The sequence below is a fragment of the Moraxella sp. CTOTU48841 genome, from assembly GCF_032061225.1.
Lineage (GTDB): Bacteria > Pseudomonadota > Gammaproteobacteria > Pseudomonadales > Moraxellaceae > Faucicola > Faucicola cinerea.
This window is the reverse complement of sequence record NZ_DAMBFQ010000011.1, coordinates 1-14,416: the sequence shown is the minus strand read 5'-3', so window position 1 is coordinate 14,416 and position 14,416 is coordinate 1. Positions and strand designations below refer to the sequence as shown.

The window sequence follows — 14,416 nt, the reverse complement described above, 5'->3', positions numbered from 1 at the left end:
GCCGATTGGCTTATCCGACCATACGCTTGACAACACCACCGCCGTGACAAGCGTGGCATTGGGGGCGTGTATCATTGAAAAACATGTCACCCTAGACCGCAATGGCGGCGGGGCGGATGACAGTTTTTCACTGGAAAAAGACGAACTCACCGCGCTCTGCCGTGACAGCAAAACCGCTTGGCAAGCGCTGGGACAAGTCGATTATGGGCGAAAATCAAGCGAAATCGGCAATGTGCAATTTCGCCGTTCACTGTATTTTGTCAAAGACATGACGGCAGGGGATGTGATTGATGAAAGCTGCATCCGTAGCGTTCGCCCTGGCTTTGGTCTTGCCCCGAAGTTTTATGATGAATTAATGGGCAAAAAAGTGCTAACGGATATCCAAGCCAATACCGCCACCTCGTGGGATGTCCTTGAAAGGTAATGTTAAATAAAATCAAACGTTTAACACAATCTGCTTTGCTCAAAGACAGCCTGATTTATGTGGTAGGCGAGATGACCGCCAAAGCCGTGCCGTTTTTGCTATTGCCCTATTTAACACGGGTATTAGGCACAACAGGCTTTGGCGATTTGTCCTATTATTTATCGCTCACGGCATTTATTGTAATTGCCATGAGTCTGTCGCAAAATGGCGCTTTGACCCGTTATTTTTATGTGTATGGCAGACATGGGCTAGGCAATATTTTATTGGCAGGCGGGCTATATAGCGTGGGCGTGCTGTTAATTGGAATCGCCATTAGTTGGCTGTTACATAGCGAATTGTTATTTTACTGCTTTTTTACCGCCTTTTTGCAAACCTTGGTGCAAAACCAACTGGCACTGCGGCAATGTCAAAAACGGCCGTTTAGCTATTTGACCATCCAACTGGGCTTAGCCTTGGGCAATTTGCTATGGACGCTGCTGATTTTTCAGTTTTTTGCTGGCGATACCACCGATAAAGTTGCCCAGCGTCTGATTGCGATTATCTTGGCGCATGGCTTTACTTTTGTGGCAGCGTTGGCGTGGGCAAAATACCAATTTGCTATCAACTTTCGTTTTACCCCAAAACGGCTCAAACTGGGACTTGGCTATATTTTAACGCTAGGCTTGCCGCTGCTGTTACATGGGTTAAGCTATACCATCAAAGGGCAACTTGACCGAGTGTTGATTCACGAGCGGTTTAGCAGTCATGAGCTAGGCGTATATTCGGCAGGGGTGCAAGTCGCCAGTAGCTTGACCATTGTGATTATGGCGGTCAATTCTGCGCTGGTGCCTCACTTATATGAACGGCTAAAATCGCAGCGCATGACAGTGATGCAATTGCATCGACTGTTTTGGCTGAGTTTGATGGTGCCTGTTATGTTGACTGCCATGGCTTGGGCGATGCCATCGTCATTGATGGCGTGGCTCTTGGGGGCAGATTTTGCCCAAAGCCAGTATTATGCGGTGATGTTTGTACTGGCGTTTTCGCTGATAATTCCGTATTTATTGTTGGTGAATTTTTTGTTTTATCATGCCAAAAGCGCGCAAATCTCGCTGTGTTCCGTCATCTCAACGGTGGTGTATTTGGTTGCCTTGTGGGTGTTAAGTGGCGTATCACTGGCGGCGGTGCCGTATGCGACTATTATTAGTGGCGTGGTGATTTTGCCGTTGTTATATTATTATACGCTGCAGGTGGAAAAGGTCAAAAAAACGCCATGAATCTCATTATTTGTATCACCCCCTTGCAAGTGTTGATTGCCAAGCAAATTATTAAGCAACACAGTACCCCCTTTATTGGGCTTTATTTGCCGTATGGCGTCCATTCAAAAAGCGAGCCCAAACACCGCTATTATTTTGACCAACTTGAGCAGGTCTGCCAAAAGTCCGCCTTTATCGAACTGAACAATAAAACCTGGGGCGAACGTTTTGCCACCCTAAACCACATCAAAACCACACTTAACACGCTTGATATTTGGCAAAAACCTATCGAAAATGTCTATCTTGCCAGTATTGATGTGTTGTTTTTGCAATTTGTTATTTCTAAAGTAAAATTCCAACAGCTGTATACCTTTGATGACGGCACCGCTAATATTTTCCCCAATTCTAGCTATTTTCAACCGTTACCAAAATCCTTGCCACTACAACTTTTTAAACACGCCGTGGGCATTACTTATCCCAGTATCCCTAGTATTTTGGCTATCTCCAAAAAACATTTCACCATTTTTCCCCAGGAAAAAAATATCATAGCTACTACCGAGCCTGTTTATTTGTTTGATAAAGTAGACAATCAGTCTGATGAAAGCTTGCCAGTAAAACGGCTGTTATTGGGGCAAGCCCTTGATAACTTTATCGGCGAAACGGCGTATCGGGATATCGTGACAAAGATGGTAAGCGAGTTTGCCATTGACGCATTTTGTCCACACCCGCGAGAAAACTTGGATTTTAGCCATCTTTTGCCGGTGATTGATAGCGATAAAATCATTGAAGATTATCTAAGCGAGGCATTGCAACAAAACCCCCAGCAACGCTTTGAAATTTATACCTTTATCAGCACTGCCGTGTTTTCGCTCAAAGAATTTCCCCGCACCCAAGTATTTATGGTGTATACCCAAGCGCTGTGGGATAAATTCCCTGATGCGTATGAGTTTCTTGCCAGTCGTGGCTTTACTCTGATTAATTTAGATAACACAGAGAATGTAGCTGCGTTCAAAGGATAACCGCATGAAAAAACACGCCGTGCTGGTTCAAGCTCACCAAGATATCAGTTATTTTATTAAGCTGGCGAAAATTCAGCCCAATGTCAATTTTTATGTGCATATGGATGCTAAATCCGATTATTTTCCTGACGCTGAGACTGCACAGCTAGCCAATGTATTTTTGCTCAAAGATAGAATAACGGTGCGTTGGGGCGGGTTTAGCCAAATTAAAGCGACGTTAAAATTGTTTGAAAAAGCGTTTGCCAATGAGGACAATGCTTATTTTCATCTGTTAAGCGGTGAAGATGTGGTGTTACAACCATTTGAAGTGATAGAAAAACAGTGGCAACAGTGGTTTGATTTTCAGACGATGATGACCTGCGAGATAGCGCCACAGTATGCCTATCGCTTTATTATGGACAGTCCCCATGCCGATAGCAACTGGCAACGGCAATTGACGGGCAAAATCATCACCAAACTGCAACAAGGCGTGGCAAAAGTAAAACCCTATCACTCGCCCATTTATTTTGGCTCACAATGGTTTTCAGTGACGCGTGAAGACTGGGAAAAAATTGTGCCTTTTGCCGATGAATACAGTGATTTTTTCCGTCACAAACTGGTGCCCGATGAACACTTTTTTCAAACCTTGATTTGTGAAAAGCTGACTCAACAAAACCAAACTGAGCAAGAGCACAGCCAACAACAGCCTAGTCAACAACAGCATAGTCAAAAAAACTCCGCTAATCAGCTGCGCCTTAGTAACAACAACAAACGGCTTATCGTGTTTGATAAAGCCATCAACAATGGTAATAGCCCGATCTATTTGGATTTATTAAAGCTGGAGCGGGCGAAATTTGACGGCTATTGGTTTGCTCGTAAAGTAAAAAAGGATGTGGCATTGACTTGGCTGGGTGAATTAACATGAAATTTTCTGTACTGATGTCCCTATACGACAAAGAAAACCCCGAATTTCTTGCCGAATGTCTAGCCAGCTTGGTCAATCAAACACGCCAAGCCGATGAGGTTGTATTGGTTTTTGATGGTCCAATCAATTTGGCATTACAAAAAGTGGTACAAGAGTTTAAGCCACAACTACCGTTAACGATTATCGCTTTAACAAACAACGTGGGACTGGGACAAGCCTTGAATGCAGGTCTAAACGCTTGTCAACATGACTGGGTCATGCGCATGGATACGGATGATATCTGTGTGCCTAACCGCTTTGAGCAGCAAATCAACTTTATCCAAAACCATCCCAACATTGACGTGTTGGGCGGGCAAATCATTGAATTTGAAAAGCAGCGGTCACAGGGAAAAAAATCTCGCACGGTGCCAACCTCACACGAGACGATTTTTGCCTCAGCCAAGTCGCGCAATCCCATCAACCACATGACCGTTGCCTTCAAAAAATCAGCGGTACAAGCGGTCGGTAGCTATCGGCATGCGCCGCTGTTTGAAGATTATGATTTGTGGGTGCGGTTGTTGCTGGCAGGGTATCGCTTTGCCAATTTGCCACAGGTGCTGGTGTATGCACGGGCAGGGGATGCGATGTATGAACGGCGCGGGGGCTTGGCGTATGCCCGATACGAGTGGGCAATTCAGCAAAGCTTTTATCAACAAGGGTTTTTGCCTATTGCGCAACTGCTTAAAAATCTCGCCATTCGCTTACCTGTGCGATTATTGCCAAATAGTTTACGCAGTTTGGTTTATCAAAAACTTTTAAGAAAATAACCTAGCGCCGAATGACCTTGCGATTGGGACTTAAACTGTTGACCATCTTGTTAGCTAACGGCAATATTTCCCCACACAGTAAACCGACCAACAGCTCACTACAAATCGGCGCATAAGCATAGCCCTTTGACCCCAATGCCGAAAAGCTCCATACTCGGCTGTTGCTTTCATAACCCGCTTGCCACACCTGCCCAACTAGGGGTAGATAATCCACGGTTTGGCTGCGGATACTGGCGCGACCCTGCCAATGGGGTATGTTTTTTTCGACGGTAAACATATCGGTGTTATTGACCAAATCGAGCACCGCATCCGCCAAATCTGCCACATTCATCTTATGGTCAGTGATGGCTGGCGTGGTATCCAAGGTATCCCTGACAAAACTTGCCCCAAGCATGACATGGCGTTTACTGTTTTCGTTAAAACTGGCGTAATAACTGCCATACTTTAGCGGCAGTTTTGGCAACTGTGATTTATCATGCTCATCGACGGCAAACCACGTCACTTGCCCACGGCTGTGATTAAAGCGTTTGATGGTGGGTAAAAAATCGCAGGTGTCTAAAGCCATGCACAAAATCACATGGTCAAAAAACTGCTGACGCTCAGTGAATGTTAATAGCACTTGGTCGCTATCTTGCTGAAAATAGGCTTGCTGAAAATAGGTTAATTCCTCGGTTTGAAAGCTAATATTGGGGTGGCATAAAACAGCGTTGGCAAAGTTTGCGGTAGTGATTAACCCCGCATTGGGCAAAAATATTGCTTGCCCAACCTCATAACCGACCTTCGCTTTGGCTTGTTCAGCGGTCAATAAACGGGCAAATTGGGGTGGGAAGTCTTTGACTTCATCGAGTTGTAAGCGATTGTGTGAGAGTAAATCCAAACAGCCGGTGGTTTGTAGGATGTTAATACCGGTTTGTGCGGTCAAATAAGGGTAAAATCGACAGCTTGCCAAATAACCAATCGCATGCAAATTGGTTTCAAGGCGTTTTAGGCTGGTAAGTTTTGGTGCAAGAAAACCGCGGATATTGCCCGATGCGCCTGCCAATGGCTTATCTTTATCAAAAATGGTGACCTTGTGTCCACGGGCGGCTAAAGCATACGCACTGCTTAAACCCGCTACACCCGCCCCAATCACCGCCACAGACAGAGGTTTTGTAATAGCAGAAAAATTGGGTAGTTCAAACGCTTTAGCTTGATTGGCTTTTCGACGTTGATGACGTCGGGATTCAAAAGATGCAGTAAAGGGGAGGGTAACAAAAAATGGTTTAATTTTTTTGTTATAGCGAAAACAAAGCTCGCAAAAATTGGCGGATGTTAACTTAGGTTGAAAGCTTGCGATGAGCATTTCTCGCTTTTTGCCAAAGCCTTTACGTTTGGCTAAGGTAAAACCGTGACATTTTAGCCCCTGTTTGACTGCGCTTGCCACGCTAAATGTCGCCAAAGTCGTATGAGTTTTGGATAACCTTGCAATTTGAGCAAATAAACTCTCTGACCAAAGTTCTTGGTTACAGCTCGGCGCAAACCCATCAAGCAGCCACGCATCGACTTTGCCTTGCCCAGTCACTTGCGACAAACTACTCGTCGCATCGCCAAGCCATAAATCAATCGTCAATCGTTCATCAAACCAGTTCAAACGATGGCAGCCAGCCAGTGGTGGCGGATAGTTGTCAATGAGCTGTTGTGATAACCCAGCAAGCTCTGTCCACACGCCCAGCGCTTGCGCAAGGTCAGTTTTGCTGAGGGGAAATTTTTCGGTGGTAATAATATGTAAATGGCTGTGATTGTCAGGTCTGATTTGTTGCCACAGTTGCCAAATAGCCAAGATATTAAGCCCTGTGCCAAAACCAATTTCACCGATGACAAATCGTTCAAAGTTCTTCAAATTAGTGAGGCGAGTGGCTAAGTTGTTGCCATCAATAAAAACATAGCGAGATTCTGCCAAGCCGTCCGTTTTGGAAAAATAAACATCACCAAATTCGCTAGAGAGGGGGACAGTCACGCCGTTATCGTCTAGCTGCCAGCGCAGTTTGGCGGTTTGAATGGTTGATGGTGGGTTTTTGCTTGAGTTTGTGACAGGACGTTGGCTAGATTGTGACATCAGTGACCCATAATAAATAACTAAAAGTTAGTGCTAAGTAAAATATTACTAATACAAGGCTTGAAAACAGCGATTAGGGGGTATAGCATAACTGATTTTTTATCATTGCAACATGGCATGCAGCTTTTTTTGGGTGTGGTAACAACATGAATCAATCAACTAACGGGCGTTATAACCTAATCACCGCATTGGCAATGATTGTGGGGATTGTGATTGGCTCAGGGATATTTTTTAAGGCAGACAATGTTTTAAAATATACCAATGGCAATGTGGCGCTGGGCGTGGTGGTTTTTGTATTGGCGGCGGTGGCGATTATTTTTGGTTCGCTATCGATTGCTGAGCTGGCAAAACGTACCGATGCGCATGGCGGCTTGATTGGCTATGCCGATGAATTTGTCAGTCCTCATTTTTCTACGATGATTGGTTGGTTTCAATTATTTTTGTATTACCCCACACTTGGCGTGGTGGTGACGTGGGTGGTGGGTATTTACACTGCCCTGTTATTTGGGGTAAAAGAGGCATCGCTTGAATTACAAATGGGCATTGGACTTACGTGGTTTGTCATTTGTTATCTGTTTAATGTGATGGCAGCGGTGTTTGCAGGGCGCTTTCAAGTCTTTGCCACCATCGTTAAATTAATTCCGCTATTTGTGCTAGGGGTGATGGCGTTTGTCTATGGCGACCCTGTGGCTGCGTTAACCCATCCAAGTGAATCCGCGCGTCAAGCGACCCAGTCTTTGGCATGGCTCGGCGCCATTGGTCCGATTGCATTTTCGTTTGATGGCTGGGTGGTCTCTACCAGTATTTCAGGGGAAATCAAACATGCCAAACGTAATTTACCGATTGCACTAGTTGTCGCGCCTATGTTGATTTTATTGGGGTATTTGCTGTACTTTGTTGGACTTACCTCATATCTAGGCGCCGCACAAGTGATGGCATTGGGTGATGAAAGCGTCTACGTGGTGGCAACCCAGTTATTTGGCGAAACCGCTGCCAAAGCCTTTTTGGTATTTGTGGTGATTTCGGTGATGGGCACGGTGAATGGCTTGGTATTAGGGCTGATTCGTCTACCGCATTCTTTAGCGCTCAAATCATTGATTCCGTTTAGCGCGCAATTGCGTCAGGTCTCGCCCAACTATCAGTTATCGGTTGGTTCAGCGCTGCTAGGTTTTGCCTTGTCTATGTTTTGGGCGGCTGTACATTATGCGGTGATGAAAAGTCAGCTACTTGGCGATATGGATATTTCAGAAATCGCGATTGTGGTGAGTTACTTGCTGTATTTGGTACTTTACTTTGCGGTGTTTCGCTTATGGCAACAAGGTCATATCAAAAGTATGTTATTCGGTGTGATATCGCCGATTTTGGCGGCATTGGGCTCATTGATGGTCGTGTTCGGCGGTATGCAAAATCCGCTGTTTTTACCTGTCTGCTTACCCATTTGTGCGCTCGTGCTCCTGCTTGCCTACTTTTACAGTCGCTATCTACACAGTCGATAAATACCTTACGCCAAGTGCTTTATGTCAAGTGAATTGCGTCAATTTTTTGGATAACGCTAAAAACTGCGCCACGCCTTGTCCGGCGGCTCGACCCGTGGCAAAACAAGCCGTTAGCAGATAGCCACCCGTTGGCGCATCCCAATCAAGCATCTCGCCACAGCAAAATACATAAGGATTGGATTTTAGCGCAAAATCCTTAGTTAATGCTGTGCGCTTTACCCCGCCGCCACAACTAATCGCTTCTTCAATCGGTCGAAAGTTATCGAATTCGACCGTTAACTGTTTGATTGCTTTTGTCATTTTATCGGCATCATGCCAGTGCGTTTTTGCGACGATTTCTCTGAGTAAGGCGATTTTGACCGGATCAAGGCCTGCCTTTCGCCAAAGGTTAGCTAGCGATTGTTTTTTGGGATTTTTTAAACTACTCAATAATTTTTCGTCAGACACATCAGGTAGCAAATCAAGTTGTAGTGATATTTTACCCGTATGATTTAATTGCTCACGCATGGCACGATTGAGCCGATATATCAGCCCGCTTTCCATGCCATAATGGGTGAGAATAATATCACCAAAACCCTGCTCAATTTTGCCATTGGGCAATGTCACCTGGGCTTTCACCCGTTTTAACGCTTTGCCAAAATCGCGGTGCAAATGCGCTGACCAAGGCTGCGACAATGGGCGACAGATACCGACATTGCTGGCATAGAACGGCGTCAATTCTGCATCGCTGAGCCATGCCTGCCATTTGCCATCACTACCGAGCCGCGACCATGACATCGCGCCCGTTGCCAACACAATCGCATCAAAGCTTTGGCTAACAGTTAGGTTGCCGCTTTCACGCGCTACCGAAAAAGTCGCTTGCTTGCCCTCAATGTTGTCACAGCTATACCGATAAAAAAACGTTACGCCGTCCTGCTGCAGCGCTTGCAACCACGCCCGCAGCAATGGCGAGGCTTTCATCATGGTAGGAAAGATGCGACCTGTCGAGCCAACAAAAGATTCAATCCCTAAGCGGGTCATAAAATCACGGATATGCGCCGCATTAAAATCTTGAATATGCGGCGTAAGCCAATCATTGGGCTGATAACGCGTAACAAAGGTATCAACGGGCTCAGCGTGCGAGATATTGAGTCCAGATTTACCTGCCATCAACAGTTTGCGGGCAGGGGATGGTTTTTGTTCAAATACGTGGATTGTAACATCAAACTGGCGCAGATAATCTGCCACCATCAGGCCAGCAGGACCCGCGCCAATGATGGCGACGATGGGCTTTTTTGGTAGGCCGGCTTGGTTATTTGGCATCATAGCAAGTCAATGTCAGGCTTATAATAGTAGGCTTATAAAGTTGACTACCAACGACCTTTACGCCCTGCGACCAGCCAGCCCAGTGCGATGCCCAGTATCCCACTCAATAATGCAGTGACCGCACCATAGATAAAAATCTGTCCACTGCGCTCATTGACAAGCACTTTGACCTGCGTATTTAAACTATCAACTTGGTTTTGTAATTCAGCATTTTTTGCCAATAGTTGTTGGTTGGCGTTAGACAACTGGCTGTCAGTGGGCTGGTTGAGCTGGGCAAGGGTAGGTTGTTTGGGGTTTTGCATCGGTGAGGTGCTACTGGCAACGCTTGAGGCAATTTCTGGCTGTTTGGCGAGTGGTTGTCCTGTTTTTGGGTCAGTGACGACAACTTGCGGCGCTGCATGGGTCAGGCTTGTCACCTGTAATACCGTCAATAATACTGCGCCGTTTGCCAATCTGCCCACCAAATTTTTCATGCTTGTCACCTATCACCACCCAGACTTTGCCAATTATGTACTACAAACAACTGCTAAACCCAACATTAACTCGCTGATTTAGGAAAAACTTGGATAAAAGGTTTGATATCCACATGACTATACACACCATTTAATAAGTAAGGTTCTTCACTTGCCCAAGCTTGCACGGCTTCATCGCTGTCAAAATCCACGATCAATACACTGCCACTCATTTCAGGCTCCCCATGCGCAATGGGCGTAGGGCCTGCGATGATTAGACGGTGCTGTTCATCTAACCGGGTAAGACGCTCAAGATGAGCCGGGCGAAACTGTTTGCGTAGCTCAAGGCTATCAGGGACGTCATGACCGATAATAATATAAAGTGCCATCCATATTCTCCTTTAGTTTTTTCCTTTATCATTGATTTGTTGCTGTATATCTGGATTTAGATGGTTTTTTAAGAACACAAATTGCCCGATTAAAAACACCAGCATCACCGGTATCCAGCCCCAGCTTTTAAAATTAATCCAAGTATCGTTGTTGGTAAAAAACGCAAAATAATATTGCAAACCTGCCATCAGCAAGAAATACCCTGCCCAAGCGAGGGTGAGTTTATTCCAGCCTGATTGGGTCAATCGAAACACATTTTTCATTGCCAGTTCTAATAGCGGTTTACCTATCGCGACACTGATAATGAGGGCAACTGCAAATACGCTATTGATGACGGTTGATTTCCATTTTAAAAACGCTTCGTCATGGAAAATTAAGCTTAACCCACAAAATCCCACCGTTAAAATCAGCGTCACCCACTGCTGTTTATTGAGCTTGCCTTTTTGGCGGGCAAAATGCACAACATATACCACCAGTGTCGTAATCAATAACGCCGCCGCACCTGCCAATACCCCTTGCTGTTTGGAAAAGTAAAAAAATGCCAGTAAAGGTAGCAAATCCAATAAACCGCTCATAGTCATCTCTAACAAAAATCTTAGCCGCTAGTTTACACGGATATGCTAAAATCGAAAAGTAACTTTGCGATTTTCCTTGCTTCATCCACCACGTGCACTTGTGAGCGAGCTAGCGCAGAGTTAACCCCTCTTTGTCTTAACCTCTTTTTGTCCTATTGTTGGCAACCAGCTTTTGTAATTAAGGCGTATTTGTGAATTCTTTAAACCTCGATATCTTGTCTAGCAGTCCTATTTATACCCAACTTCCGATTGATATGCATTGTCACAGTACCCGCTCAGATGGCACTTTTAGCCCAAGCGAAGTGGTGCAAAAAGCGCATGAAAAAGGGGTGAAAGTATTATCCTTAAGCGACCATGATACGGTACTTGGTATCCCTGAGGCGCGCCAAACCGCTGAAAGTCTTGGTATGACGCTGATTCATGGCGTTGAAATCAGCTGTCGTCATCGTGTCATGGGCGGCTACTCCAAAAAACCTGCCCAAAATGAAAAAGTGATTCATGTACTGGGTTACGGCTTTAGTGATATCGAAACAATGCATAGCAAACTCGCTGCCATCCAAGCCAATCGAGAAACGCGCGGCTATGCGATGTGCGAGCGTGTGGCAAGTACCTTTAAACGCCCGATGGATGAGATTTGGCAGGCTGTGTTAGTGCAAGCCAAAGGTAATCCGCAAGCGGTCGGTCGTACCCATATCGCTAAAGTGATGGCGGATCAAGGCTTGGTGAGTGATGTGCAAAAAGCCTTTACTGGGTATTTAGCTGACCATAAACCTTGCTATGTGGCACTCGATGGTTTATCGCTTAAAGATTGCATCAATTTGATTCATGAGTGTGGTGGCAAAGCGTCTTTGGCTCATTCGACCCGTTATAATTTAACCGCCAACAAAGTGCGTAAACTGATTGCAGATTTTGCCAGTAGCGGTGGCGATGCAGTGGAATTGCCCGCCAGTAATGAACCGACTTCAGCCCGCCACATGGTGGATCGGGTCATTAAAGAACATGGGTTAAAAGTGTCTATCGGTAGTGATTTTCATGGCAGCACCATGCCGTGGCGGGTACTTGGCGGCGTGCCAAAATTGCATGAAGGGCAAGTGGGGATTTGGGAGAGTTGTTAAACACTTACCATTTCGTTGACTACCCAGCAAGATTTTTTAGTATTTTTGCTTATGAATATATTTATGAAAGGCACAAGGACGCCAAGTAGCTGTAAAGCAGTAGCTGTAACCAAGTACCTGTAATTAGTTAACTGAAACTAAGATTTTTTGTCAAACGCCGTCAGTGGCTTAAACTCAATCGACTTTGCCATCGGCAATTCCTCAATAGCACGCAGTCGCCAGCTATTGGCTGGGTCATGCACCACAATATAGTATTTGCCTTTAGACGGGTCTAGCTGCACATTGCCCGCATAACTGCCATCACTTAACCGTTTGATAATAATGTCACGGTCTTTTTGCTTTTGGGTGGCATGGGAAATCTCTACTGCCAATTGCTCAGGTGCTTTAAACTTGTCACTGGCGGGCGCCTCAAGTTTAAAACTCACTGCCTGACGGCTAATCATCATTTGACCTGTCAGCCCCAAATCATGCGCCAGTTTGTCTTTGGACACATCCGCATATAAGGTCTTACCATCCATGTACCAGTCATCACGCACGGTGGAGTCTTGGATTCTCACCGAGTAAAACACGAACCAGATGCAGGCGACTACCACAAATAGCGGCAGACCAATGACAAAAATCCAAACCATATAATTTTTATACCAAAGTTTGGATATCGACTGATTAGAAGTTGATGAAGCAGGAGAATTTGTCGGTGTTGCCATAGACGACTCAGCAGATAACAATCAAAAAGCTAGTATAGCAGAAAAACCCGTACCCAATAACGTGCGCCAACAATTTGCCATAAAAAAAGCCGATTATCAAAATCAGCTTTTTTAGGCAATTAAACTTATTTATCGGTGGTAAACACGTTATCTTTTACCGCTTTATATTTACCGCCATCATCCACGCTCACCACTTGCATTTGGATAGGGATATTGCTTTGGGTAATCACTTTTGGATCGCCCAGCACACTGACAGGGAAGTCATAACTTTCGCCAGCTTCTAATGGAATGGTTTTAAAGCGGCTATCAAGTTTTAAGCCGGGTTGTGGTGTCAATGTCACCGCATAATCATGGTCTTGCTGGGTTTTGTTGGTGATTTTGATAATGTAGTTATTTTCTACCAAACCTTGCGCATTGATTGACGACAACTGATTACGGTCACGGCGAATATCAATCTGCAGCGGTACACGGCTGGTTAAAAAATAAACCCCCGTCCCAATCAACAACGCAATCACCGCCAAATAAGCAAAAAACCGTGGACGCAAAATTTTACTTGGCTCATTCTCTACCAACTGGCGTTCGGTACTATAGCGGATCAAACCGCGTGGTTTATTGACTTTATCCATGATGTCATTACACGCATCGACACAAGCCGCACACTGGATACATTCAACTTGCAAACCATCACGAATATCGATACCCGTCGGACATACTTGCACACACATCAGACAGTTGATACAGTCGCCTAAATTCTCATCTTCACCGCCTTTTTTACGCGCGCCACGTGGCTCACCACGTTTATAGTCGTAAGTTACAATTAACGTATCTTTATCGAACATCACACTTTGGAAGCGGCCATAGGGGCAAATATGGGTACAAAAGTGCTCACGCATATAGCCTGCATTGGCAAACGTCGCAAAGGTAAAAATAAGTACCGAAACCCAAGTTAGCGGCGTCCAATCTGGCACAGGAATAACGCCAAACCATTGCCAACTATGATAAAGATAATCAGTCCCAACGGCATAACTACTAAACGTCAATGCAGTCACCAACGCCATGATAAACCAAATCAGATACACCAAGCCGCGTTTCATGATTTTTTCGCCATTCCAAGGCGCTTTATCTAACTTAAACTGCTTATTACGATCACCGATGATAAGCTTCTCAGTGTATTGGTACATATGCGTCCAAATCGTCTGTGGACAGGCATAGCCACACCAAACACGACCGGCATAAACGGTTACCATAAACAATAAAAAAGCAGCAACCATAAAGAAAAACGCAAAAATAAAAACGTCTTGGGGTAAAAAAGTTAGCCCAAATAGCACAATCTTAGAACCCGAGAAATCGAACCATATTGCTTGGTGTCCGCCATAGCGAATCCAAGGCAACACCAAAAACAACAACAATAAAAAATACATACTGACAACGCGGATGTTTTGATAAAAACCCGTCACAAAACGGGGGTGTACGCGTTTTTTAGTGGCATCTACTTGGTGGACAGGGAGTCTAAAATCATTACCAGCAGGGGAAGGAGGTTGTACAGACATTGTTTGCCCTCACATATTTTCTGACATGAACATAAAAAATTGCAAGACGACGACCGTAAAACCACCGAACACCGCCTAACAAAAAATTGCTTAAACAATATATTCAATTATATATCAAATGGCAGTAAATACCCACAAAATAAAGGGAATTATCAACAACTGCAAAATAAATAAAAAAACTTTTCCCATTGGTATTGACAGGTAAAAAGAAAAGCGTATAATACGCACTCACTGGCAGCGACTACGGCTACAAACTGTAGTAAAAACAACAACTTAAATTAATATAGATAGAAGTTGAGCGGTCATAAAAAATTAAAGAAAAAAGTTATTGACAACACAAAATAAG

14 protein-coding genes are annotated in these 14,416 nt (G+C 44.8%); 7 read left to right on the top strand and 7 right to left on the bottom strand.

The window, feature by feature from the left end:
- The 5 genes from RT034_RS09555 to RT034_RS09535 form a co-directional block, all read left to right on the top strand.
- Nucleotides 1–424 (top strand): N-acetylneuraminate synthase family protein (locus tag RT034_RS09555; protein WP_313016160.1); only part of this gene is annotated, 424 nt, incomplete at its 5' end.
- On the top strand, nt 424–1,680 hold the full coding sequence (locus RT034_RS09550) for an oligosaccharide flippase family protein (RefSeq protein WP_313016158.1): 1,257 nt from the start codon (nt 424–426) through the stop codon (nt 1,678–1,680). The genes RT034_RS09555 and RT034_RS09550, both read left to right, overlap by 1 nt.
- Nucleotides 1,677–2,678 carry a glycosyltransferase family 52 gene (locus RT034_RS09545; protein ID WP_313016157.1) on the top strand — a complete coding sequence of 334 codons (1,002 nt, stop codon included), beginning with the start codon at nt 1,677–1,679 and terminating at the stop codon, nt 2,676–2,678. Before RT034_RS09550 ends, RT034_RS09545 begins: the two co-directional genes overlap by 4 nt.
- A gap of 4 nt (nt 2,679–2,682) precedes the next feature.
- Complete coding sequence (locus RT034_RS09540; protein WP_313016155.1) at nt 2,683–3,582, top strand: beta-1,6-N-acetylglucosaminyltransferase; 900 nt, start codon at nt 2,683–2,685, stop codon at nt 3,580–3,582.
- A complete protein-coding gene (locus tag RT034_RS09535) occupies nt 3,579–4,388 on the top strand; it encodes a glycosyltransferase family 2 protein (RefSeq protein WP_313016153.1) in 810 nt (269 codons plus the stop codon). Before RT034_RS09540 ends, RT034_RS09535 begins: the two co-directional genes overlap by 4 nt.
- A gap of 1 nt (nt 4,389) precedes the next feature.
- On the opposite strand, the gene mnmC1 is transcribed toward RT034_RS09535, so the two are convergent.
- Entirely contained in the window at nt 4,390–6,483 is a 2,094-nt protein-coding gene (gene mnmC1, locus RT034_RS09530; RefSeq protein WP_313016152.1) for an FAD-dependent 5-carboxymethylaminomethyl-2-thiouridine(34) oxidoreductase MnmC1, read from the bottom strand.
- Nucleotides 6,484–6,629: 146 nt separating this feature from the next.
- Here mnmC1 and RT034_RS09525 point away from each other — a divergent pair, with 146 nt between their 5' ends.
- Nucleotides 6,630–7,979, top strand: coding sequence for an APC family permease (locus RT034_RS09525; RefSeq protein ID WP_313016150.1), 1,350 nt, complete (start codon nt 6,630–6,632; stop codon nt 7,977–7,979).
- A 24-nt stretch (nt 7,980–8,003) separates the two neighbouring features.
- On the opposite strand, the gene RT034_RS09520 is transcribed toward RT034_RS09525, so the two are convergent.
- The 4 genes from RT034_RS09520 to RT034_RS09505 form a co-directional block, all read right to left on the bottom strand.
- Entirely contained in the window at nt 8,004–9,284 is a 1,281-nt protein-coding gene (locus RT034_RS09520) for a TIGR03862 family flavoprotein (RefSeq protein ID WP_313016148.1), read from the bottom strand.
- Nucleotides 9,285–9,328: 44 nt separating this feature from the next.
- Nucleotides 9,329–9,757 (bottom strand): SH3 domain-containing protein, encoded by a 429-nt coding sequence (locus RT034_RS09515; RefSeq protein ID WP_313016146.1) that lies wholly within the window; start codon nt 9,755–9,757, stop codon nt 9,329–9,331.
- Between the two features lie 65 nt (nt 9,758–9,822).
- A complete protein-coding gene (locus RT034_RS09510) occupies nt 9,823–10,125 on the bottom strand; it encodes a YciI family protein (protein ID WP_313016144.1) in 303 nt (100 codons plus the stop codon).
- A gap of 12 nt (nt 10,126–10,137) precedes the next feature.
- On the bottom strand, nt 10,138–10,701 hold the full coding sequence (locus RT034_RS09505; protein WP_076777102.1) for an inner membrane-spanning protein YciB: 564 nt from the start codon (nt 10,699–10,701) through the stop codon (nt 10,138–10,140).
- A 191-nt stretch (nt 10,702–10,892) separates the two neighbouring features.
- Between RT034_RS09505 and RT034_RS09500 the strand changes: the two genes are divergently transcribed.
- Entirely contained in the window at nt 10,893–11,816 is a 924-nt protein-coding gene (locus RT034_RS09500; protein WP_409566366.1) for a PHP domain-containing protein, read from the top strand.
- A 137-nt stretch (nt 11,817–11,953) separates the two neighbouring features.
- Here the strand turns inward: RT034_RS09500 and RT034_RS09495 are convergent, their stop codons facing one another.
- Both RT034_RS09495 and ccoG read right to left on the bottom strand, forming a co-directional pair.
- On the bottom strand, nt 11,954–12,520 hold the full coding sequence (locus RT034_RS09495) for a FixH family protein (protein ID WP_313016140.1): 567 nt from the start codon (nt 12,518–12,520) through the stop codon (nt 11,954–11,956).
- Between the two features lie 125 nt (nt 12,521–12,645).
- Nucleotides 12,646–14,070: a cytochrome c oxidase accessory protein CcoG gene (ccoG, locus tag RT034_RS09490; protein WP_313016139.1), complete on the bottom strand. Its 1,425-nt coding sequence runs from the start codon at nt 14,068–14,070 to the stop codon at nt 12,646–12,648.
- Nucleotides 14,071–14,416: the final 346 nt, after the last annotated feature.